The organism is Marinobacter sp. SBS5 (genome assembly GCF_048285575.1).
In the GTDB taxonomy this organism is placed as follows: domain Bacteria; phylum Pseudomonadota; class Gammaproteobacteria; order Pseudomonadales; family Oleiphilaceae; genus Marinobacter.
The window spans coordinates 110294-132925 of record NZ_JBLWAZ010000003.1 but is presented as its reverse complement, the minus strand read 5'-3'; the positions used below and the strand labels follow the sequence as shown (position 1 = coordinate 132925).

The 22632-nt window shown below is 53.4% G+C and carries 18 protein-coding genes; 13 read left to right on the top strand and 5 right to left on the bottom strand.

The features are described 5' to 3' along the window. Positions 1 to 2: 2 nt before the first annotated feature. Entirely contained in the window at positions 3 to 1124 is a 1122-nt protein-coding gene (locus tag ACNQ6O_RS07705; protein WP_418052657.1) for a beta-ketoacyl-ACP synthase III, read from the top strand. A gap of 6 nt (positions 1125 to 1130) precedes the next feature. On the opposite strand, the gene ACNQ6O_RS07700 is transcribed toward ACNQ6O_RS07705, so the two are convergent. Further along, complete coding sequence (locus tag ACNQ6O_RS07700) at positions 1131 to 1538, bottom strand: acyl-CoA thioesterase (protein ID WP_418052656.1); 408 nt, start codon at positions 1536 to 1538, stop codon at positions 1131 to 1133. Between the two features lie 152 nt (positions 1539 to 1690). On the opposite strand from ACNQ6O_RS07700, the gene ACNQ6O_RS07695 reads away from it, so the two are divergent. From ACNQ6O_RS07695 to dinG, 5 genes are read left to right on the top strand one after another with little or no spacing between them, the layout of a single operon-like run. After that, positions 1691 to 2413 carry a VacJ family lipoprotein gene (locus tag ACNQ6O_RS07695; protein ID WP_418053362.1) on the top strand — a complete coding sequence of 241 codons (723 nt, stop codon included), beginning with the start codon at positions 1691 to 1693 and terminating at the stop codon, positions 2411 to 2413. Positions 2414 to 2433: 20 nt separating this feature from the next. Beyond that, positions 2434 to 3921 carry a DUF3336 domain-containing protein gene (locus tag ACNQ6O_RS07690; protein ID WP_418052655.1) on the top strand — a complete coding sequence of 496 codons (1488 nt, stop codon included), beginning with the start codon at positions 2434 to 2436 and terminating at the stop codon, positions 3919 to 3921. Positions 3922 to 3926: 5 nt separating this feature from the next. Further along, positions 3927 to 5630: an ExeA family protein gene (locus tag ACNQ6O_RS07685; RefSeq protein WP_418052654.1), complete on the top strand. Its 1704-nt coding sequence runs from the start codon at positions 3927 to 3929 to the stop codon at positions 5628 to 5630. Positions 5631 to 5633: 3 nt separating this feature from the next. Further along, the gene (locus ACNQ6O_RS07680) at positions 5634 to 6338 is read left to right on the top strand and encodes a general secretion pathway protein GspB (RefSeq protein ID WP_418052653.1); all 705 of its coding nucleotides are present in this window, start codon (positions 5634 to 5636) and stop codon (positions 6336 to 6338) included. Then, positions 6338 to 8515 carry an ATP-dependent DNA helicase DinG gene (gene dinG / locus ACNQ6O_RS07675; RefSeq protein WP_418052652.1) on the top strand — a complete coding sequence of 726 codons (2178 nt, stop codon included), beginning with the start codon at positions 6338 to 6340 and terminating at the stop codon, positions 8513 to 8515. The genes ACNQ6O_RS07680 and dinG overlap by 1 nt, the downstream gene beginning before the upstream one ends. A gap of 253 nt (positions 8516 to 8768) precedes the next feature. Here the strand turns inward: dinG and ACNQ6O_RS07670 are convergent, their stop codons facing one another. Then, positions 8769 to 11444, bottom strand: coding sequence for a LuxR C-terminal-related transcriptional regulator (locus ACNQ6O_RS07670; RefSeq protein WP_418052651.1), 2676 nt, complete (start codon positions 11442 to 11444; stop codon positions 8769 to 8771). Positions 11445 to 11723: 279 nt separating this feature from the next. Here ACNQ6O_RS07670 and cysB point away from each other — a divergent pair, with 279 nt between their 5' ends. Then, a complete protein-coding gene (gene cysB, locus ACNQ6O_RS07665; protein ID WP_418052650.1) occupies positions 11724 to 12701 on the top strand; it encodes an HTH-type transcriptional regulator CysB in 978 nt (325 codons plus the stop codon). A 61-nt stretch (positions 12702 to 12762) separates the two neighbouring features. Here the strand turns inward: cysB and ACNQ6O_RS07660 are convergent, their stop codons facing one another. Beyond that, entirely contained in the window at positions 12763 to 13488 is a 726-nt protein-coding gene (locus ACNQ6O_RS07660; RefSeq protein ID WP_418052649.1) for a phosphoadenylyl-sulfate reductase, read from the bottom strand. 210 nt (positions 13489 to 13698) lie between these two features. On the opposite strand from ACNQ6O_RS07660, the gene thrH reads away from it, so the two are divergent. Next, positions 13699 to 14313, top strand: coding sequence for a bifunctional phosphoserine phosphatase/homoserine phosphotransferase ThrH (gene thrH / locus ACNQ6O_RS07655; protein ID WP_418052648.1), 615 nt, complete (start codon positions 13699 to 13701; stop codon positions 14311 to 14313). Positions 14314 to 14355: 42 nt separating this feature from the next. On the opposite strand, the gene pabB is transcribed toward thrH, so the two are convergent. Further along, positions 14356 to 15585, bottom strand: coding sequence for an aminodeoxychorismate synthase component I (gene pabB / locus ACNQ6O_RS07650; RefSeq protein WP_418052647.1), 1230 nt, complete (start codon positions 15583 to 15585; stop codon positions 14356 to 14358). Positions 15586 to 15915: 330 nt separating this feature from the next. Here pabB and ACNQ6O_RS07645 point away from each other — a divergent pair, with 330 nt between their 5' ends. Continuing rightward, the gene (locus ACNQ6O_RS07645; RefSeq protein ID WP_418052646.1) at positions 15916 to 16494 is read left to right on the top strand and encodes a hypothetical protein; all 579 of its coding nucleotides are present in this window, start codon (positions 15916 to 15918) and stop codon (positions 16492 to 16494) included. Positions 16495 to 16670: 176 nt separating this feature from the next. Further along, a complete protein-coding gene (locus ACNQ6O_RS07640; RefSeq protein ID WP_418052645.1) occupies positions 16671 to 17468 on the top strand; it encodes a DUF6160 family protein in 798 nt (265 codons plus the stop codon). Between the two features lie 137 nt (positions 17469 to 17605). Here ACNQ6O_RS07640 and ACNQ6O_RS07635 read toward each other — a convergent pair whose 3' ends face one another. After that, entirely contained in the window at positions 17606 to 18220 is a 615-nt protein-coding gene (locus ACNQ6O_RS07635) for a hypothetical protein (RefSeq protein WP_418052644.1), read from the bottom strand. Between the two features lie 236 nt (positions 18221 to 18456). Between ACNQ6O_RS07635 and ACNQ6O_RS07630 the strand changes: the two genes are divergently transcribed. Genes ACNQ6O_RS07630 through holB form a run of 3 tightly spaced genes read left to right on the top strand, consistent with a single transcriptional unit; the run spans position 18457 to position 22594 of the window. Further along, complete coding sequence (locus ACNQ6O_RS07630; RefSeq protein ID WP_418052643.1) at positions 18457 to 19482, top strand: DUF58 domain-containing protein; 1026 nt, start codon at positions 18457 to 18459, stop codon at positions 19480 to 19482. Beyond that, a complete protein-coding gene (locus tag ACNQ6O_RS07625) occupies positions 19479 to 21566 on the top strand; it encodes a transglutaminaseTgpA domain-containing protein (protein ID WP_418052642.1) in 2088 nt (695 codons plus the stop codon). Before ACNQ6O_RS07630 ends, ACNQ6O_RS07625 begins: the two co-directional genes overlap by 4 nt. Continuing rightward, positions 21563 to 22594: a DNA polymerase III subunit delta' gene (gene holB / locus ACNQ6O_RS07620; RefSeq protein WP_418052641.1), complete on the top strand. Its 1032-nt coding sequence runs from the start codon at positions 21563 to 21565 to the stop codon at positions 22592 to 22594. Before ACNQ6O_RS07625 ends, holB begins: the two co-directional genes overlap by 4 nt. Positions 22595 to 22632: the final 38 nt, after the last annotated feature.

Genomic DNA, 22632 nt, shown 5'->3' with positions numbered 1-22632 from the left:
TTGTGATTAAAGCCGTCATCAGCGGAACCGGCCTGTATACGCCGCCCGCCATCATCGAGAACGACGAGCTGGTTGAGGCCTTCAACCAGTATGTAGAGCTGTACAACAGTGAGCACGCGGAAGAAATCGCCCGCGGAGAGCTGACGGCACTGCAACCTTCCGCTTCTGCATTTATCGAGAAAGCCTCCGGTATTAAACGCCGGCACGTTATTGACCGTGAGGGTATTCTCAATCCAAAACGTATGACGCCACATATTCCCGAGCGGAGTGACGACGAGCCCTCCGTGCAGTGTGATATGGCTGTGGTGGCTTGCAAAGAAGCGCTCGAACAAGCGGGAAAGACAGTCGATGATGTCGATGCCGTTATCGTAGCCTGCTCTAATCTGCAGCGTGCTTACCCAGCGGTTTCGATCGAAGTGCAACAAGCCTTAGGTATTCAGGGCTTCGCATACGATATGAACGTAGCTTGCAGTTCTGCCACTTTCGGTCTGCAAGCCGCGGCTAACGCGGTTGAAAATGGAACGGCCCGTGCAGTTCTGGTCGTCAGCCCCGAGATTTGCTCCGGTCATTTGAACTTCCGGGATCGGGACAGCCACTTTATTTTTGGTGATGCGTGCACTGCGATGCTTGTGGAGCGCGAGGAAGACGTGAAACCAGGGCAGGGCTTCGAGATTGTCGGTACCCGTCTGGTGACCAAGTTCTCCAACAACATTCGGAATAACTTTGGATTCTTGAACCGCGCGGACGAATCCGGCGTGGGCAAGCCAGACAAGCTGTTCATCCAGCAGGGCCGGAAGGTATTTAAAGAGGTGTCGCCGCTGGTAGCATCAACGATCCAGGGCCATCTGGAGTCTTTGGGTTTGGCTCCGGACAATCTGGCTCGTATGTGGTTGCATCAGGCCAACTTGAACATGAACCAGTTGATTGCCCGTCGAGTGCTGGGCCGCGATGCCACCGTTGAAGAAGCGCCGGTGATTTTGGACGAATACGCCAATACCAGCTCGGCCGGTTCAATCATTGCTTTCCATAAGCATAAAGAGGATCTGAAAGCCGGCGACTTGGGCGTCATTTGCTCCTTCGGTGCCGGCTATTCCATCGGCAGCGTGATCGTACGCCACCGCTGATCCCCCTTACTCTGCTGCCAGAGCCCTTAGAGTGTCTGGCAGTGGGGTAGACTTTCGGGTGGCATTGTCCATCCATACGATCTTCGCATATCCCTCCGCATACACCTCTCCTGTGTCAGAATCTTTGAGTAAGTGGTAGGTATCCAGACTGGTATTTCCAGCTTTGCCCGCGTATGTTTCCACCACTACGGTGGCGGGGTGCGTTAATTCCTTCAGAAACGTCGCGCTGGTCTTTATAATAACGGGGCCTGTTGGTTCACCTGTGCCTCCAAGTCCAAGCTTTGCCAGCCAGATGATTCGAGCCTCTTCAAAGAAGCGAAAGTAAACTGTGTTATTCGCGTGCCCGTATGCATCCATGTCGCCCCAGCGTAGGGACATGGCATGAGAGCTGACGAGGTTTCCCTGAGCTGACATTTCGTTTCCTCCGGATGACTAAGATAAAAAGAACATAGCGCCGGTATTGTCGACTAATGGAATCAGATTAAACAACCCAAGAGATTGAAATGACTCAAACGACTACTCGGTATTGGATATTTGCAGCCTTGATGCTGGTGCCCTTCGTCATCATGGCTGCACCGCCCGCCGTCGCCCAAACTACGCAGGAGCCTATTGGCCAGAGCGCAGCATCCGTGAACCCGGCAGACCCCTATGAGAATTGGAACCGTAGCGTCTTTTCGTTCAATGAAACCGTAGACGAGTGGGTACTTCGCCCTGTGGCAAAGACCTATCGTACCGTTACTCCAGGATTTGTGGATCGGGGTGTTACAAACTTCTTTAATAATCTGACTGAAATTCGCAACTTCAGTAATAGCCTGTTTCAACTGAAAGGTGAGTCGGCCGTTGTGGCGTTTGGACGGTTCACCTTCAATACCGTGTTTGGTCTGGGCGGTATTTTTGATGTGGCCACGGCCTTCGATCTACCGGAACGGCCGGAAGATTTCGGCCAAACTCTGGGATACTGGGGTGTGGGCTCGGGCCCGTACTTAATGTTGCCGTTTTTAGGCCCATCTTCGCCTCGGCATTTCACGGGGTTGGCATCCGACAGTTTCATATTGCCTTCGGCTTGGGACGCGGTTGAAGAGCCTGAAGTCTATTTCCTGCGAGCACTGCAGATTGTTGATAAGCGAGCAGACTTGATCCCGGCAGAAGGGATTATTTCTGGGGATCGGTACACGTTCGTGAGAAATGCTTTTCTGCAGCGTCGTGAATTCCTGATTAACGATGGTAAGATCACTGCTGACCCCTTCGCCAATGATGACGAAGACGACCTGATGCTCGAAGATTTCTGAGCACTGCTGGGAGATCAAGGTTGATTAAAGATCCGAGAATAAATCGATTCCGCACACTGCTGGCGGGTGCTCAGAATTATGAGCAATGGAAAGCGGCTGCGTTGGAGTTGGATTTTCTCGAAGGCAACGTTGAGTGGAAGGAGGACTTTGCCTCAGATCTGTATCACTACGAGCTGATCTACGACAGGCTCTGCAACCTTAAACAATACCGTCTGCAAAACGATTTCGAGCGTTTGAAGCGAGCCTTACGTGAAGGGCTTCATCACGATTTAGGCAACATGGGTAACCCGGCGCTTTATACTTGTTCCCGGGTAGGCACCAAGCATCTGGTTGAAGAGTATATAACCCAAGTTTGTGAGTCGTTGGATTACCTCTGCGACCATCCCGTGCCGAACTTTTCGGTGCACGATAAACTGCAGTTTTTTCGAGATACCCTGACGAGCTTCGGCCGGCCGGCACTTCTGCTCAGTGGCGGTGCCGGGCTAGGCATGTTCCATTTTGGTGTGATTAAAGCGTTGTGGGAGAAAGGTCTGCTGCCGCAGGTTATCGCCGGTTCAAGTGTTGGTGCCATCATTGCGGGTATTCTTGGCGTGCATACGGACGCTGAAATACCGGAAATGCTTGTGCCCGAAAACCACAATCTCAATGCTTGGAAGTGGCGCGGTTTATTCAGCGCGATTCGTGGTGACGGGTTAATGGATCAGAACACGTTAAAGAAGTGCCTTCGTGACAATATCGGCGAATATACCTTTGAAGAGGCGTACCAACGCACCGGGCGCAGCGTGAACATCAGCGTTTCGCCGGTACAAGCGCATCAGAAGGCGCGGCTGTTGAGTGGTTATACATCGCCGTATTTGATGATGTGGAGCGCAGCGCTGGCGAGTGCTGCAGTGCCTGGCGTCTTCCCGCCAGTCACCTTGATGAAAAAGGATTTGAACGGAAACACGTTGCCGTACATGCCGCGATTGAAGTTCGTGGACGGTTCCGTGGTCAGTGATCTTCCCGTCGACCGGTTGATGCACCTGTACGATGTGAACTTCACCATCGTGAGCCAGACCAACCCTCATGTCATTCCATTTTTAACTGACAGAGGGCAGGACGAGAAGCTGTCGTTGCTGAATTTGCCCTCGCATCTGTTGAAGGCCGAAGTGGCGTTTCACGGGCAGGGGGTATTCGATTTCTTACGCAAACGACTTAAGCCTGAGCTTCTGAGGCAGGTGTCTGGCCAGATGTATACGATTATGGCGCAGCGTTATTCGGGCGATGTGACCATTGCGCCCAACTATTCCCTCCGACATTACCGGCACATCCTGTCCAGCCCGACTCCGGAATACGTCCGGGAAATGATTCTTCAGGGTGAAAGGGCAACTTGGCCGAAAATATCGATGATTCGGTCTCATGCACGGATATCAAAAACTCTGGAGCGCTGCGTGCAGCGCCTGAAACATCAAAGTCGCCGTGCTGCAGAGCTGAAATTGGTCAGCGGCGCTGATTCAGCAAGGCCCTAGAAACCATGTACTACGATTTTTTTGGCTTTCGGGAACCGCCATTTTCTATCGCTCCTGATCCGCGATACTTATACCTGAGTGATCGCCACAAAGAAGCGCTGGCCCACCTCATGTATGGGGTGCAGGGGCAGGGTGGTTTCATCGTGATTACGGGCGAAGTGGGTACGGGTAAAACCACGGTATGCCGCTGCTTTCTTGATAACGCCCCTGAACACGTTGATATCGCCCTGATACTCAATCCCCGTCTTTCAGCCCGGGAGTTGTTGTCTGCAGTCTGTGATGAGCTGGAGATCGCTCATGCACCGGATGCTTCCATCAAAGTTTTAGTGGATGCCATTAATGCGGACTTGCTCAAGGCCCACGCTGCGGGCCGACATAAGGTTCTCATCATCGATGAGGCGCAGAACCTTTCCGCGGATGTGTTGGAACAGCTGCGCCTGCTCACCAACCTTGAAACCGCTGAAAAGAAATTGCTTCAGATCGTTCTGCTAGGGCAGCCCGAGTTGCAGGACATTCTTGCGCTACCGGAGCTTCGCCAGCTCAACCAGCGGGTTACCGCCCGCTATCATCTTGATGCAATCGATAAGTCGGAATTGCCCGCCTACTTGCAATACCGGGTCAGTGTGGCCGGGCTTAGGGGCGACTTGTTCACCCCCGCTGCTATTCGCAAACTTTACAGTGCCAGTCAGGGTGTGCCTCGCCTCATCAACCTGATTAGTGATCGCGCCTTGCTGGGCGCCTACGCGGAAGGTGATCACCAAATTACCGCGTTACACATAAAGCGAGCGGCAAAGGAAGTCAGTGGCGGCTTGAAGCCGGGTGCGCGTAAACGCGCGCGGTTTGGCGAAAACGTAAGCCATTTGTGGTTGGTGGTAGCGTCGGTGCTAATCGCGATTATTGGTACGCTTTGGGTGTTGGAAATGCCGCCAAAAGGGTATTACGCGAAGAGTGATGATTCCGAAACGTCCGTTTCTGGTGTTATTGAGCGTGTTATTGCGGCCACTACCTCAGAAGACAACGCAGCGATTGCTGAGGGCTCGAAGCCTAGGGAGGAAGCATCGCCAACCCCGGATTTGATCGAGTTTTCATTAGAGCAGCACGGCGTTTCCTTGCCGAAAGCCTACATCGAGCTGTTTCAGATCTGGGGAGAGGATTACAGCCCGACGGCTGCGCCATATCCCTGTGCATATGCAGTTACTGTCGGTATGGACTGCCTGCAGCGTCAGGGCACCAGAAGAAGCATGGAGTTTCTTGATCGGCCAGTGATTTTGGATCTGCAGGGGGAGGCTGCTCGAGAAAGCCAGGTGGTTCTCCAATCGCTGCAAGGTGAGGTTGCGGAGATCCGAACCCAACAAGGGGTAATCAAAGTCGCATTTCGGGACATTGAGCCGTTCTGGTTCGGGAAATTTCGACTGCTTTGGCGCGCTCCGGAATATCAATCCAGTACTGGTCCATACGGTGACAAAACCGGGAAACAGCTCTGGATCAGCTCCAAAATGATGGAGCTTGCGGATCGTTATGCAGCAACTGCGCCAGAGCGTGACCGCATCAAACGATTGGGCATCGCCGATCAGGTTCGTTGGTATCAGGAGCTGCGTGGGTTAACAGTGGATGGCATTCCCGGTGCGATGACCATTATCCAGATCCACAACGATCTGAGCGTTGATGTGCCTCGCTTAGTGGCAGAACCTGGGGCGGGAACCAGCTAAGTTATGTCGTACATACTCGAAGCATTAAGAAAATCTGAAGCGGAACGCCGCCAGGGCAAAGCACCTGATCTCGGCCAGCAGGTGCAGATGATTTATCGCCCCAAGAAAAAACCGGTATCGGCGGTTGTGTGGGTGGTGTTGGCATTAATCATCAATGCAGCGGTTTTGGCGTATGTGTTTTGGCCTTCGAGGCAACCACTGCAGCCGGTGAAAGCTCCTGCGCCTGTGTCAGAAGCTCAGAAGGCATCTTCGCCAGTTGCATCGGAGTCCTCCCCGAAACTTGAGTTGACCTCTGAGCCAGTGCCCATCGCCAAACCTTTAGGTGAGCCTGTTGAAGCCCCATTGGCTGTTGCGGAATCCGGATTGAATGAGCCTCAATTTGAACCGCCAACAATTATCGTGCCTAGCCAGCTCGAGCACCAAGTGGTTCCAGCCCCAGTACAATCACGGCCCCAAGGTCGTGTGCCGCATCTGGTAGAATTGCCACTTTCATTCCAAAAGAGCGTTCCTGATTTGACCTTTAACAGCCATATCTATTCCTCAGATCCTACTGCCAGCCGGGTGATGATCAACAATCGGTATTTGCGAACAGGCCAAAGCCTGGGCCAGTTGCTGGTTGAAAACATCACGGAAGACGGCGTGGTGCTGAGTAAAAATGGCCAACGGTTTCGGGTAGGCATCGTTCGAGACTGGGTGAGCCCGCGATAATGGCGCTCACCGACGACGTTAAACAGGATATCCAGCAAGCGTATCGAGATGTTTTGGCGGGCAAGGGCGTTCGGGCCCGCTATGGTCAGCGCTTGATGATCGCCGAGATTGCCCGTTATATGGGTGAAATCACCGAGAACGATGGCCAACGCACATCGCCCGCCTCGGCGTGTGTGGTGGAAGCCGGAACCGGTACGGGTAAGACGCTGGCTTACCTGATCTCAGCGATTCCAGTCGCTAAGGCCTTGGGTAAGACTCTGGTGATTTCCACGGCAACCGTGGCCCTGCAAGATCAGATTGTTCTGAAAGATCTGCCCGACCTGCGTAAACACAGCAAGTTGAAGTTCAACTGGACGCTCGCCAAAGGCCGGGGCCGCTACTTGTGTATGTCGAGGCTGGAAGCGCGGTTGCACGATGAAGGGCACGGCGACAGCGACACTATGCCTTTGTTCCTTTTGGATAAGCCGGTTGATGATGAAGCCAGTAGTCGGGCTACTTTTGAGAAGATGCTTGGCACCTACGGTTCTCGCGAATGGGATGGCGATCGCGACCATTGGCCAGAACAAATTCCGGATGAAATTTGGCGACAGGTCACCACCGACCACCGCCAATGCACCAATCGTCATTGTGCCTACTTCGATAGCTGCGCGTTTTTTGAAGCCCGGAAAGACTTGGATGATGCCGATATTGTGGTGGCTAACCACGACCTGGTTCTGGCAGACCTCGCTTTGGGCGGCGGTGCGATTCTTCCAGAACCGGAGAATGCCTTATTCATCTTCGACGAGGCGCATCACCTTCCAGATAAAGCGTTGAACCATTTCGCCGCTTCAGTGCCTTTGAACGCGACGCGCCAGTGGCTGAAACAGCTGTCACAGGCGCTGGTGAAAATGCAGCCGTGGCTCCCGGGTGGCTCTCAGGCAACCAAGGCCGTCGAGAAAATCAGTTTGGCGGGGCGCGATCTCGATCTTGCCTTGGCCAAGGTATACGAAGAGGTTGAGCAAAATACCGGTTGGGATTTCAACGAAGAACGCCGGAGCGCCCAATGGCGATATCCAGAAGGTGAATTGCCGGAAAGTTTGGCTGAGTTGGCCGGTGAAACCCGAATTGTCACGGCGGGCTTATGCCGAAATCTCGGCACGTTGGTCGATGAGCTGCAAATTGCCTTCGATGAACGCAAAGATCCTGAACTCGATCGTGATACGGCGGATTCCTGGTATCCGGTGATCGGTGCATTCCATAGCCGGGCAGAAGAGCAGCTTCGGTTGTGGGAAGCTTGGTCTGATGGTGCCATCGCGGCAAAGCCAGATCAGGATGAAAGTGCTCAGCCGGTTCCCCGCAAAGGTCCGCCGGCGGCGCGCTGGTCGGTTCGTCAGCGATGGGAACACGCCGAAGATATTACGTTGTTCAGTTCTCCGGTGTTGGCTGACAATCTGCTCTATTCCCGCTTATGGTCTCGCGTTTACGGCGCAGTGCTGACCAGTGCAACCTTAACAGCGTTAGGGCGTTTCGATCGTTTGCGCTCGCGGGCCGGATTGCCGGAAGCGAGTCGGTATATGGTTGTACCCAGCTCGTTTCGATACAGCGAGATGGCAACGGTTGAGGTGCCAGCTATTGAAGCCCTGCCCACCGATGACGGCTTTGGTGATGCATTAATTAAACGCCTTCCTGACTTATGGGCGGGGGAGAAGGCGACGTTGGTGTTGTTCACGTCCCGCCGGCAAATGCAGCAGGTTAGGGATGCGTTGGCCCCGGAATACCCGGAGCTGATTCTTACGCAGGACGATATGGCCAAGAACGAAGTCCTGCGCACGCACTGCAGCCGCATTGATGAAGGCAAAGCGAGCGTGCTCTTTGGCGTGGCCAGTTTTGCTGAAGGTATCGATCTGCCCGGAAAGTATCTGCATCACGTAGTGATTACCCGGCTACCGTTTTCAGTGCCGGATGATCCCATTGAAGCCAGTTTGGCCGAGTGGGTTACTCAACGGGGTGGTAATCCCTTTATGGAGATCACCGTACCGGATGCGTCGGTGAAGCTGGTTCAAGCGGTAGGGCGCCTTCTGCGAACCGAGCAAGATACGGGTCGTGTGACCATTCTTGATCGCCGAATCGTCGCCAGACGCTACGGCCAGCTGCTCCTGGATGCGCTGCCCCCGTTCCGAAGATTGATCGAACACTAATCCCGCCTTTACTCCTCACTAAAAAAAGAGCCAGCCCGAAAGGGGTGGCTCTTGTAGAAAGGGTTCTAAGTGAACCCGAGCGTCCAAACAACGCGTAACAAGGAGACTGAAGGCCTGAGTTTCAGATCTCGTGTGAGGCGTTAACCTCACGATGGATTCATCATAAGGCGGAAGGGGGCGTATACGGATCGTCCTAAAGGCGTAGTCGGTAGGCTTAATTCTTGAAAAGTGTGACGCGTGTCACACTTTAGGATTACTCGCCCAGTAGATCGAGTTCTCGAGCTCTAGCCAGGGCTTCCGTTCTCCGGCCCACGCCCAGCTTACTGTACAGGTTACGAATGTGAGCTTTCACCGTCGCTGGCGCCACGGCCATCTTCATAGCTATGTCTTTATTGGCCAAGCCTTGGTTGATCAGCTGAAGAACTTCCTGCTCCCGCAGGCTAAGGGGTTCGACCAGCGAGGAGGTCGTCGTTGAAGCTCTGGCGTTGACCCGGGCATCCGGTGCCGGTGTTGCCTGAGGCTGCTCTGAGTTGTTGGCTTGTTGGTGCCTAAGCATGGCCAGCAGCTCGCGATTCCAACGACCGGGTGTTCGCAGGCGCGGTAAATCGAGCAGTAAGCTTTTAAGGGTATCGTTTTCTTCAGCGAACAACCGCATAAAACCGGCGTCTTCAGCCTTGTCCAGCGCGCGCTCAAGCATGGCTGAGGCCTCGCCTGGCCGACCCTCGTGGTGCAGTGCTTCTGCGTACACCAAGAGTATTTCGACTAAATGCCGGTTATGGGCGTTGCGCTCGGCAATCGGGATCAGCGAAGAAAGCGTATCTTGAGCTTCTCGGTATTGGCCGCCGGAAATGAAGGTTCGGGCCAACGCGATCTGGTTCTGCTCGCGGTTCAGCGGATTGTTTGCAGGTTGCTGGATGGTTGGCTCAATACAACTCATGGCCTTCGGCTGATCACCAGTGGCCAAATAGCAGCGTGCTAGCAAGGCTGAAACAGCCGGTGGTTCAAAGACAATATGTTCCCGCCGTTTGTTACCCACGAGTAAAGCATCTTCCAGTGCTTCGATGGCAGCTTCCAACTTGCCTTCACTAAAAGCCAAATGGCCACGCACATATTGGATAACCACGTGTTGACCCGGCTCAGTGCCGTTCTCGACGTGCTCGAGTAGGGGCGATAGGTAGCTGTTGGCCAGCTCGAGTTCGTTTCGCTCCCGGTAGATTTCCGTCAGAGCTGAGTTTTGCCAGCATGATATCAAACGTGGCTGGGAGGGATCCGAGTAGTGCTCATCCACCCAGTTGCGAATTCGTGTGGTGGTATCCAGAGCAAGGTCGGTATCCCCGCGATGATATTGAATCCAGGACAACAGACCGCCAGAGGACAGCACGGTGCTGGGCTTACGTTCCACCTGCCCATAACGCACAGAAGCTTCTAAAGCTTCGTGAGCATCGTTAAGCTCACCTTGGCCGAAGTAGTCCAGTCCCAAACCGTAATAGGTCACCGATTTCAGTGGAATCTGGTTGTGGTCTATGTCTTTCAATACCTGACGCGTGAGATCCGAGGCATTTTGCCCATCGTTCCGGCTGCGGGCGAGGTAAGAGCGTATCAGCGATAACTCGGATTGGATCGAAAGAGCGCCCTCGGCATCCGGGTGAGATTCGGCGGCCAGCCGGTCCAACAGGTCTTCCACTTGAGTCAGGATGGGCGCTAGCCCTTCGACACGGTTAGCAAAGTAGAGACCCCAGACTTTGAGCATCATCAGCTGCGGGCTTTCCTGAACCCGTTCTTCGGGCAAGAATTTCAGCCATTCCAGCACAGGCAAATGAAAGCCGCCATGAATCAGATTGTTACCATGCTCAGCCAACGCCTGCGCCAAACGATTTGTGTCCTGGCTGCTGACAATTTGGGCAATCGCTTCTTGTACGTGCCCATGACTGAGCAGCCAGTCTACGGTGCTCCGTTGGAGGATGTCTGTCTTCCTTGAATCAAGGATTCGGGCTCGTTGCAACAGGGCTTCCCGGAACAAATCGTGGTAACGGAACCACTCGTTGCGGTTATCGAGGGGAATGACAAAGAGGTTCTGCGCGAGTAACGACTCGAGCATGTTCGCACTGTCTTTGCGCTCGCGAATCGAGTTGCAAAGAGGGGCGCATAGTCTGGGGCAGCAGGATGTGTCCAGCAGGAAGTTTGTGAGTTCCTCCGGAAGCTGTTCGAGTACTTCCGACAAGACATAATCACTGATCAGCTTGTCTTCTAAAGCAATGGGTGCGGCCAGCGTGCTCTGACCTTGAGGGGCTTGGCACGCTTTTCCGGACAGGGCCGACAGTTGCATGGCGGCTACCCAACCTTCGGTGCGGTGGCAAATATCCCGGATTTCCTGTTCCGTAAGATCCATCGCCATGGTTCCACGGAAAAACGACAGGCACTCGTCTTCTGAGAATGCGAGCAAGCTAGGGTAGATATCTTGGACTTGTCGGCGGACACGCCAGCGGGCCAAGGGTAGTGGCGGCTCGGTACGAGATGCAATGGTTACCAGCATGCTGGGCGGCAGGTAGTCTATAAACCATGCAAGCTGGCGATGGATATGGTCATTAGAAATGACTTGGTAGTCGTCCAATACCAGAGACCAGGGCGTTTCTTCGCTTGATAGCGTGTTAATCAGGCAGGTAATAGCGGCCGTCAGATCCTCACAAGACTCTTGCGAAAGCTGCTTTTTTGCTTCCTCTAACCCCATCAAACCACAGTGTTCAAAGGCTCCAATCAGGTATTGCCAGAACTGTCTGGGCTGATCGTCATGGATATCCAATGACAGCCAGGCCGTGCGGGCAGTGTTTTGCGCACACCATTGGCTGGCCAGCGTGGACTTACCGAAGCCTGCGGGCGCAACAACCAAGTTCAATCGTTTGCTTTCCGAGGGCTCAAGCAGAACGTCCAAGCGTTCTCTTCGAACCGCTCGTCGATCGGGGGATGGTCTTAGAAACTTGGTGTTTAGCAGCATGATACAACGCAGTCATAAATAGCTTAGATAAGCGATTGTGTGCTTTGTAACGTTCAAGTCAAGAGTAAAGCTGGCGCAACTCTCTGGCGAAGCGGTGAAATCACGGAATTGGGCTACACTGAATATGCAGACTTATGTATATCCAAAAAGAATGAAAATTCTAATTTTTATGCGTATTATCTGGTAAAAAGGTCTTGTCTGGGAGCGACGGATTTAATGAAATTACAACAGCTGCGTTATATCTGGGAAGTTGCACACCATGATTTGAATGTGTCCGCCACTGCCCAGAGCCTCTTTACCTCTCAACCCGGGATTTCCAAGCAGATTCGGTTGTTGGAAGACGAACTTGGGCTGGAGGTTTTCGCCCGAAGCGGAAAGCACCTGACTCGTATCACCCCGGGCGGCGAAATCATCATCCGCGAAGCCGGCGAGATTCTACGGCGGGCAGAGGGGATTAAAAAGATTGCTCAAGAATTCAGCAATCAGCGCAAGGGCGACCTGAGTATTGCAACCACCCACACTCAAGCTCGCTACGCACTGCCGCCGGTTATCCAAGGGTTCATTGAAGAGTATCCGGACGTGTCTCTGCATATGCATCAAGGCACGCCGATGCAGATCTCTGAAATGGCCGCCAACGGTGCTGTTGATTTCGCCATCGCAACCGAAGGCATGGAACTGTTCAATGACCTGTTGATGATGCCCTGTTATCGCTGGAACCGGTGTGTAGTGGTTCCAAAGGACCATCCGTTAGCAAAAGGGCAAGAACTGAGTCTTGAAGAGCTGGCCGAATACCAGTTGGTGACTTATGTGTTCGGCTTTACCGGTCGCTCAAAGCTCGATGAAGCGTTTCAGTCTAAAGGGCTGTCGCCGAAAGTTGTGTTCACGGCTGCCGATGCCGACGTGATCAAAACCTATGTAAGGCTTGGTTTGGGGGTAGGGATCATCGCCAGCATGGCCTACGATCCGAAAGTGGATACAGATCTTGTGGCGCTGGATGCCAGCAAGTTGTTCCGGCCCTCCATTACACGTCTTGGTTTCCGAAAAGGGACTTTCTTGCGCGGTTACATGTACGACTTCATGAGCCGGTTCGCACCGCACCTGACTAAAGAAATGGTCGATCGCGTGGTGGCGCATCAGGGCAGTCGTACGGAAATTGCTGCGCTCTTTGAAGATATCGAACTGCCCACGTATTAATTACGCGAGCTATAAAAAGCCCGCCTGTGCGATCACAGGCGGGCTTTTTTATGACTGGGGGTTAGCCGGATTTACCGATCAGGTTCCCAGCGTGTAGCCCGCATTCTTTATGGGTGGCTTCTTCCCACCACCAGCGGCCTTCGCGTTCATGCTGCCCTGGTAGAACAGGGCGGGTGCAGGGCTGGCAGCCAATACTGATAAAGCCTTTTGCGTGAAGGCTGTTGTAAGGGGCTTCCGACATCCGGATGTAGTCCCACACTTCCTTGGAAGTCCAATTCGCCAGTGGGTTGAACTTCACCAGAGGCTTGTCATCGGTGGAGAAGGCTCCATCGATTTGTACCACTGGCACATCATTGCGGGTACCCGGGCTTTGGTCACGACGCTGCCCGGTGATCCAAGCATCCACGGTTGCCAGTTTCTTTCGCAGCGGTGCTACTTTGCGAATGCCGCAGCACTCGGAGTGCCCGTCTTCGTAGAAGCTGAACATGCCTTTTTTACTGACGAGGTTCGTTACGGCCTCGGCCTCCGGGAACAAGACCTCAATCTCGATACCGTAATGCTGTCGGACTTTTTCGATGAACTCGTAAGTCTCGGGGTGCAGGCGGCCGGTATCCAACGTGAAGACTTTCAGGTTGTCGGTCAGCTTGTGGGCCATTTCGATGAGCACCACATCTTCAGCGCCGCTGAAGGAAATCGCGATGTTGTCGTAACGTGCCAAGGCTGCCTTCAGAATCGCTCGGGGGCTTTGGCCATCAAGTTCCGTGCGGAGGGAATCGATATCAGTCATGTTGCTCCAGCATTGCTAGTCCAGAATATAACAAGGCTACCACCAATCAACTCATAACCTGAAGGAATGACAATCTATATGTTTATTCTTTGTCGATAGGTTGGCTGGCCCGATACACGATGCATTCCTGGCCCGTTTTTCATATTATACCCGCACGAAAGATGAGCACAGGTGGTGCTCTCTCAAACACTATTTGTTCAGGAGACCGTCGTGGAACTCGCATGTCTTGACCTTGAGGGCGTATTGATCCCGGAAATCTGGATCGCATTTGCAGAAAAAACCGGTATTGAAGAGCTCAAGGCAACCACCCGGGATATTCCTGATTACGATGTGCTGATGAAGCAGCGCCTGCGCATTCTGGACGAGCACGGCTACGGTTTGCCGGCCATTCAGGAAGTCATCGGTACGCTGGACCCGCTGCCGGGTGCCCGTGAATTTCTGGACTGGTTGCGCGAGCGTTTCCAAGTGGTGATCCTGTCGGATACCTTCTACGAATTCGCCATGCCGCTGATGAAGAAGCTGGGCTACCCGGCGTTGCTTTGCCATAAGCTGGAAGTGGCCGAGAATGGCCAGATCACAGACTACCTTCTGCGCCAGCGTGATCCAAAGCGCCAGTCGGTTCGTGCTTTCCAGTTGCTGAACTATCGCGTGATTGCAGCCGGTGATTCCTACAACGACACCACCATGTTGGGGCAGGCTGAAGCAGGCATTCTGTTCCACGCACCGCAGAACGTCATTGAAGAATTCCCGCAGTTCCCGGCGGTACAGACCTTTGAGGATCTCAAGCAAGAGTTCCTGAAGGCAAGCGCCGTACACAGCGCCTAATCGCTTAAACGGCTGACCTGTGCCGCCAGAAGGTGGTGCAGGTCAGAGTTTCAAATCCTCAAGAAACTTCATCAGGGGCTGAACTTTCGTCAGCGTTTCCTGATACTCCGCTTCCGGTTCCGAATCCGCGACGATTCCACCGCCTCCCCAGCACCGAATGGTGCCATGCTCTAGGCCTGCTTCATCTGTGTGTTCGTTTTCGCAGAGTAGGGTGCGAATAGCGATGTTACTGTCGAGCTTGCCGTCTAACCCGTAATAAAACACCGAGCCGCAATAGGGGCCGCGCCAATGGGGTTCGAGTTCACGAATGATTTCCATCGCTCGAATTTTGGGTGCACCGGTAATTGAGCCACCGGGGAAGGCGTCGAAAAACGCTTGCAGGGGGCTAACGTTATCCTTTAAGCGAGCACGAATGTGACTCACTAAGTGGTGCACGTTTTCATAGCTTTCCAGCGCAAACAGTTCATCGACCTTAACTGAGCCGGGCTGGGCATTGAGGCTGAGATCGTTCCTTAGCAAATCGACAATCATTAGATTCTCAGCGCGATCTTTTTCGGATGCGAGCAGCTCTTCCGCCAATACAGCATCTTGTTCAGGTGTAGTTCCTCGGGGGCGAGTGCCTTTGATGGGGCTGGTGCTAACTTCTCCGTCTCGAATGTCCAAAAAACGTTCAGGAGACACGGAAACCACTGTGCAGTTCTGATGTTTGAGAAAGGCTGCATAGGGTGTGGGGTTGGCTTGGCTTAAGGCGCTGAACCCCGACCATGGGTTGCCTTTGAATTTACCTTCAAATGACTGGGACAGGTTGGCCTGATAACAGTCTCCGGCCTCAATGTAATCCCGAACCCGTTGAACCCTGTTCCGAAATGATTGCGCGCTTTGAGTGGCCTTGAATGGCTGGGTAATGGTCCAGCCATTCAAGGCCGGAGTATCCTCGTCCCTTAGCCAGTTAGCTAATCTTTCTTGCTGTTCTTCGCAAAGTTTGGGGTGAACCCAGAGGTAACAGTTGCCTGACTCCAAGTCCTCACTGGCAAACCATAGATAAAGGCCGGCAAAGAGCAGGGGGAACGTTTGCTCTGTTAGTAGTTGGTTAAGGCGTGGTTCACGCGCGTAGCCGAATTCATAGGCTATATGGCCAACCCAGCCGGCTGTAAATGGGCTTGTGTGTGGTGAATCTTCGATGTATTGCCGCGTGTAAGGGGCCTCAAAGGCAGCCATTTGTTCAGCCAGTGCCCGAGTATCGATCCCGTCGCCCTTTGTAGCGTTTAACACGACCTGTTCAGCCGCATTGCTAGAAAACCCCTGGGCAGCGCCGCGCTCCCCAGCTAGGGACCGACTACCCAGAAATACGAAATCGTGCTGGCACGAGGCGTGGTTGCAAAGTGTTTCGTACTGTTTTCGGGAGAGGGGCTGACAAAGGGAAAAGGCCAAGTTACCTCCGTTAAAAATTGGAAGAATGATACATGCTGCACATAATCTGCGTTGTCCGCTAAGGCTGCGCGCTGATCTAATAGGTGACATTAGTGTTCGGGCTGTTCGGTATTTTACCCGTTTTTACGCCCCCGAACCCGAAATCTGTATAACAATAATGGAAGGATCACTATGTTCGGAATTAGAAAGCACGCACTGGCAGCAACCTTCAGTCTTTTTGCGCTTGGGGCTTCGGTTTCGTTGGCCCAAGGGCTTCCCGAAAGCGGCCCATTGGCTGATGGTAAAATTTCTGAGGAAGAGCTGGCCGGTATTCTCGTAACGGCGCAGAACCAGTTAATTCGCTTGTCTGATGCAGCAACCAGTGACTATCAGTCGGTCATTCTGAATGCTGAGCCAAACATGCCCGCCGCGTGGATGCTCATGAAAGATGGCGAAACCGTAAAACGGCTCAATTTGGATCGTCAGGTTGAAGGCATGCCAGCGACTGCGAAAATTGCGGTGTATCGGGCTGCTTTCAAATCAGTAGCGCGGAAGGGAGAAATTAACGCTGCTGCGATTCTTTATACAGGACGCCTCAATGAAGGTAGCGACACCGAAGTATTGGTGATCGAGCACGAACACAGGCTCGGGGTCTCCGGGAATAAAGTCATTGGTTACGAAGTTGAAGGCGGTGATATAGCCTGGGCTAAACCTGTCACTCAGCAGAAGCCGTTTCAGTGGTTTTATGACGCTAAAGATGACGCCTCTTGATTAAAATGTGAGCTAATCGTTATTTGTTTCTGAATGTAAGCGAAAGGTAATGGTTTGTGAATGCGGTCACAGATTCAGAATGTAAAACAATCTTAAATGGAGTTGTAGGGCATCGAACCCTACGCCAATAAAAAAAACTCAGATAATAATAAGATGAGTTTCATAAGGAGAATAAAATGAAAGGCCTGAAAAAAATTGCTCTGGTAACCGCTATCGCTGCTGCACCTTTCGCAGCGAACGCTGATTTGAAAGCTATGGACGACACCATGATGGGTGACATCACCGGTCAGGCCGGTGTGACCATCGAACTGGAAACCCAGGTAAGCATTGGTTCCTTTGTGTATACGGATGAAGGTTCTTTTGCTGTTAGCGGTATTCAGATTGGTGGTTCTGGTTTGGCGGGCGGCGCTGGCACCAACCTGTTGGATGATCTGTACATCGATATCGACGTTGAAGCAGACGGCGATGCGTTCATTTCGGTGCACTCAATCTCCGGCGCTCCGATTGACTGGGGTATGACTGCTGCCAACATGTCTTTGGTTGCCGCTGACGGAAGCCAAAGCACGACTCTGGTTTCTAACCTGGCCGGCCACGGTAACTTGGCACAGCTGGATATCCGTGTTGATACCGCGACCGATCAGCTGCAACTAGACGTAGCGTTCAACGTTGTAGACATGGACTTCGACGTTGAGTTCTTGGGCGTTGGTATCCGTGACATGGCGATCATGGGTGGCACGTTCTTTGAGGATGGTGGTACCACATTTACCGGGCTGTTCGCTGTGGCTGACGTAGATGTTTACAAGGGTGCTGGTCTGGGTGCTTCCACCGCGACTGACGTTCTGCGTATCGACATCAACGACATCACCATGGATATGAACATTGGTGCTATCGAGATTGGCGGTACGTCTATTGGTTCGGTTGCCCTTGATAACCTGACCATCTCTAACACCAAGCTGGCAGTATACGGTCACTAATCTGACCTGATCGCTTAATTGGTGAAGAAACGCCCCGTTCTGCGGGGCGTTTTTTTATGCACAAAGAAGAATTGTCATAACGAACAAACGGCAACCCGAGGATTGCCGTTTTTGTGCATAGGGTTGTATTTAGGCGCCTACCGGTCCGGCACCGCAATCGATAAATCAAACCCGCCACCTGGCCGAGGTGTCAAAGTAACCGGCCCTTCGTTAATCCCTTGCGGTACTTGGATTTGATTTAAACCGGATGGGTTGCCAATGCTGAAGTTCAAATTCTGGCCATCAAACCCAAGCCCGAGCTGATCGTTCATGAAAGTCTGAGTGAAGGGCTCGTCCGGGATCTCGATTTGTTGGCCGAAAATCAGGGGTAGGGTTCTGGGCGTAAACTCTGTTGGCGGTTGTGCGTTAGCCAGTTCGTCGACAGGTAGCAGGAGTGCCTTACGAACAAACTCTTCTTCCGCATCCGTTAGTGCATCTTTTCGGCCATCTTCCATATAGCGCTGCAGCGCTTCCCGATAGGCTTCTTCTTCCGCTTCGGTGACCACCGGTTCGCCCGGTGAAATGGTTAGGGCGCGGATAATCTTATGACGGTCGGCTTCGGATTTTTGCTGACTTCTGGGAACTACGATGACGGCCGAATCTTCGACGTAGGTATCAACCATCTCATCGGAACTCATGGTTTGTACGCCGGCCCAAGCGGAGCTGGCCAGTGTTGCTGCAATTGTCCCTGCAAGCAGTGATGGGCGAATCATAAGTCGTGCCTCATGCGTTACTTTGTCTGTTCAGAGCCGCCGCTGAGAATGCAATATTCAGCCAATACGCTCCCTTAACGGAGTATTCTGGTTGTCAGACGCTTTTTCAATCAGAAAGTGCCCTAGGTGTGACCAAGACCCGTAGTTAACCAGTATAGTCGTGTCTGAGGCCCCAAACTGTGGTTTGATGGGCGCTTAATCGGTTGAGTGTTAACGGCATTTAGGTCTTGGTGGGCATGTTGAAGCAAGGTTTATTAAATCGATGGCGGGGCTGGATTAACCGGCGCATTCCCCGTTCAGACACTCAAGTATTCAGCCAAAAGAACATCTTTATTTTGCCTACCGGGGCGGGGGTGGTGTTTGGTGTGCTGTTACTGATCATGCTGATTACCGGTATCAACTACCAAAACAGCCTTATTTACCTGATGACGTTTGTGCTGGGAACCGTGTTTATCGGTGCAATGCACCAAACGCATCGTAACTTGTCGGGCCTATCCCTTTCTATTACGCGGACAGGGGAAGGTACGGCCGGTGAAGATATTCCTTTCTATTTAAGACTGACCGCCGGCAAGGATCAGGCGGTGGCGATTCAGGTGTTGGTGGAAGAATCCTTGCTCGAGCAGATTCATATTCCCGCAGGTTCCACCAAGGATGTGGTATTGCCTGTGCCGTCTGCCCATCGCGGTTATGTACGCCCGGATCGCATCCGTATTGAAACCCGCTTTCCCTTTGGGTTGTTAAAAGCTTGGTCGTGGCTGCGCCCATCATCGGCTGCCCTTGCTTACCCGCGGCCTTTGGTTGCGCCGGAAGTGGGTAGCCAAGTAGAGGATGGTGTTGAGGCGACGGCCGCTAAACCGGTGGTTGGGCAGGATAACGCGGACCTGCGGCCGTTCCGGGAGGGGGATCTCAGTCAGCGTGTGATGTGGAAACGCTTTGCCCGCTCAGGCCAAATGGTGGTAGCAGATTGGCAGGGCGAGCAGGGCAGTCCTCATTGGCTGGATTTTAATGCGTTCCCGGGCGCTGATACGGAACTTCGATTAAGTTATCTGGCCTGGTTGGTGACGGATCGGGTGCAGCAAAGCGCGCGTTTTGGGCTTAACCTGCCGGGTGAAATCATTGAGCCAGATTCCGGTTCCGCCCATGGTGAACGTTGTATGCGAGCGCTTGCCGCTTGGGGCGAAAAGCCGCCCAGAGATCAGGATGCCTTATCCTTCGGAACACGAAAATCTTTGGATGCTCGTTATACGGGGGCGACGGAATGAGCCTGTTGAGTCGTTTCAACCTGAGCCAAGCCGACAATTCAGATAGCTCGATGCAGGCAATTCCATCTGGCGCTTTGCTTTGGCTGATAGGGGCCTTTGTTTTTTTGCTGGCTCCGCAGTGGGACCGTTTGCCTTGGTGGTTAATTGGCGCTTGTGCCGTGTTGGCCGCGTGGCGTTGGTTGGCCCAACAAGGCAAATTCAGGTTGCCCGGACGATGGCTGAAAACCGGCGTCATGTTGGTGCTGGTTGCAGTGTACATAGCTACAGTACAGGGCCGGTTTACAGTCGATACTGCCGCATCCTTTTTTGTACTGGCGGTGGGTTTGAAGTGGCTGGAAACTCGCACGGCCCGGGATTTTTACGTTCTGTTCTTTATTTTGGTGTATCTCGCGGCCGTTAATTTTCTGTTTCAGCAAAGCATTGTTTGGGCGCTGATTACCTTTGCTGCCATTGGTTGCCTATTGGTGGGGCTCCAGATTTTGAATGCTCCGGCATTGCCAGGCAATTATCGCGCGGGCTGGAAACGTTTAGGGTTACTGCTACTAAAAACCTTCCCCATTGTGGTGCTGTTGTTTGTGTTTTTTCCGCGAATGGCTCCTTTGTGGAGTGTGCCTCTGGTATCAGGGCAGGCACGCAGCGGTATCTCGGACACCATGCGCCCCGGTGATATTTCGAACCTTGCTCAGAGTAGCGAAAGGGCGTTTCGGGTGACTTTCGGTGGTTCAAACCCGGAATATCGTGACCGCTATTGGCGAGGGCTGATTCTGGATTACCTAGACGGCGAAACCTGGCGGCAACGGAATGAGGAGCCTTTCCGGCGTTTGGGACGAGTCGCAACCGACGGAGGCGCTGGCCCTCTCGCAGAGAACGAATACGATGTGCTGATGGAGCCAACAGACCAGCGCTGGGCGTTTACCTTAGAGAATTCGTTGGCGGTCTCGAACAACGTGTTTGCAGCCGGCGAGGATTTATTCCGTTTCGATAGGCCTGCAGACAGTCCGATACGTTACCGGATGGAATTGGCTTCTGCACCGGCGCCTGCCGCGTCGGAGCTGAACTCGGTTCTCCAAAACCGATACCTCCAATTACCTCGTGGCGGCAATCCGAGAACCCGTGCGCTCGCGGAAGATATGGCCGCCGAACTGGAACCTGCCGAACTGGTCAACGAGCTGATGCGCAGGTTTCGTGAGCAAGCGTACTTCTACACGCTTCGCCCGCCGACCATGCCGGAAGATGGGGTGGATGCCTTGTTGTTTGATAACAAACGCGGTTTTTGTGCGCATTACGCGGGGGCTTCTACGTTCTTGTTCCGTGCCGCCGGTATACCCGCACGGGTCGTGGTGGGTTATCAGGGTGGAGATGCGGGAGCCGGGGGCGAGTACCTGATCGTACGCCAGTACGATGCCCACGCTTGGGTAGAAGTATGGTTGGATGGTCGTGGTTGGGTGAGAGTAGATCCTACCGCTGCGATTGCGCCCAGCCGCATCGAATCCGGGCTGAGGGATGCCGTGGAGGAAGAAGGTTCATTTCTGGAAAATGACTTCACCTCACTTCAGCGATACCAAGACTTTGCGGCACTGCAATGGGTGGGGCTTCAGCTCGACCGCATCAATTACCAATGGCAACGCTGGGTAGTGGGCTACCAAGGTCAGAGTCAGCTGGATCTTATGTCCCGGTTGCCCGGTGGAGTGGGGCTGAAGGAATTGGGGTATATCACAGCTGGTATAGTGGGTGCCGCCTTGTTGATTGCAGGCATCGTTTCAGGGCTCAGCTTAAGGACTGGTCAGAGGCGAGACGCTTTTGGACGGGCCTTGGTAACCTGGCATCGAATCTGTCAGCAAGCAGGTGTGCCGGTTCGTAGTGGTGAAACCCCGATGGTTCAGGCTGAGCGTTTGGCGCTTGCCCGGCCAGCCGTGGCTGAATTGGCAAGGACTTTTGCCCGGGCGGTGAACAGCCATTACTATAGGCAGGGTCTGCCATCGCAGAGCGATGAAGATTTGCAGCGCCTCAAACGATTATTGAAAGCCATCAAGCGCCAGCTTCGGCACGATGGCAAAAGAAGCTCCACAGGCCCGATGAAATGACGGACATCGCACAGGACATGCCTTGGCTTGCCAATCACTGGCAAGGGATTCAGCAGCGCTTGGCTCAGGGGCGCTTGCCTCACGCGTTATTGATTGGCGGCGAACGAGGGGTTGGCAAACAGGCATGGGCACAAGCGGTTGGTGCGCTTCTGTTGTGTGAAGCTCCCAACGGACTGCAGAGCGGATCCCCGCTGGCGTGTGGGCATTGTAAGCAGTGTGAATTGGTGGCGGCGGGAACCCATCCCGATATTCGAGTCTACGCGCCCGAAAAATCGCGAATGATCAAAGTTGATCAGATTCGGGCTTTGACATCCTTTGCGGTGTCTTCGGCCCAAGTCGCGCAGCACAAAGTGGCCATTATCGATCGGGCTGATCAGCTCAATATCAACGCAGCCAACGCTTTGCTGAAAACTCTGGAAGAGCCGCAGCCGGATGTAACCTTGCTGTTGTTGCAGGAAAGTGGGCGACCGATATTGCCAACGATTCGGTCCCGGTGTCAGGCGCTGGCACTTCCATTACCGACGGAAGAGCAGGCGAGCCACTGGTTAGCCACGAAGGTAGCGGCGCTGGATGAAGAAAACAGACCCAGTGATCGGGATCTTGCGCGCAGTTTGCTACTCTCCGGTAATGCGCCTCGCTTGGCACTCGAGTATGCGACAGGGGAGTTTCTTGCGCTGAGAGATGCGGCCTTTGAAGCGTTCCGACAGTTTATGAAAGGGCAGGTTGGTGTCGGTGATGCCGCGAAAAAATTCAAAGCGCTAGGCGTCGAAGATTCACTGGCGTTGTTTGAAAGTTGGGCTGCAGACCTCGCTCGTTGCTGTGCTGGCGGAGAAGTCTCTGATCCCGAGGCAGCAGATATGTTTGGGTATCTTGCAAGAAGCAATCCTGCTTGGCGTGCTCATGAATTGCTGGATAAAGTAAAGGAAAGCCGGAGCGCAGTTGTTTACAACGCCAGCCCGGAACTGGAAGCCAGCCAGCTTTTAATTGCATGGCGAGAGCTGATGCCGGTTAGGCGTAAGGCAAGTTGAGCTTTGTTTAAGATCAGCTGCTATGATTGTGAAATGTC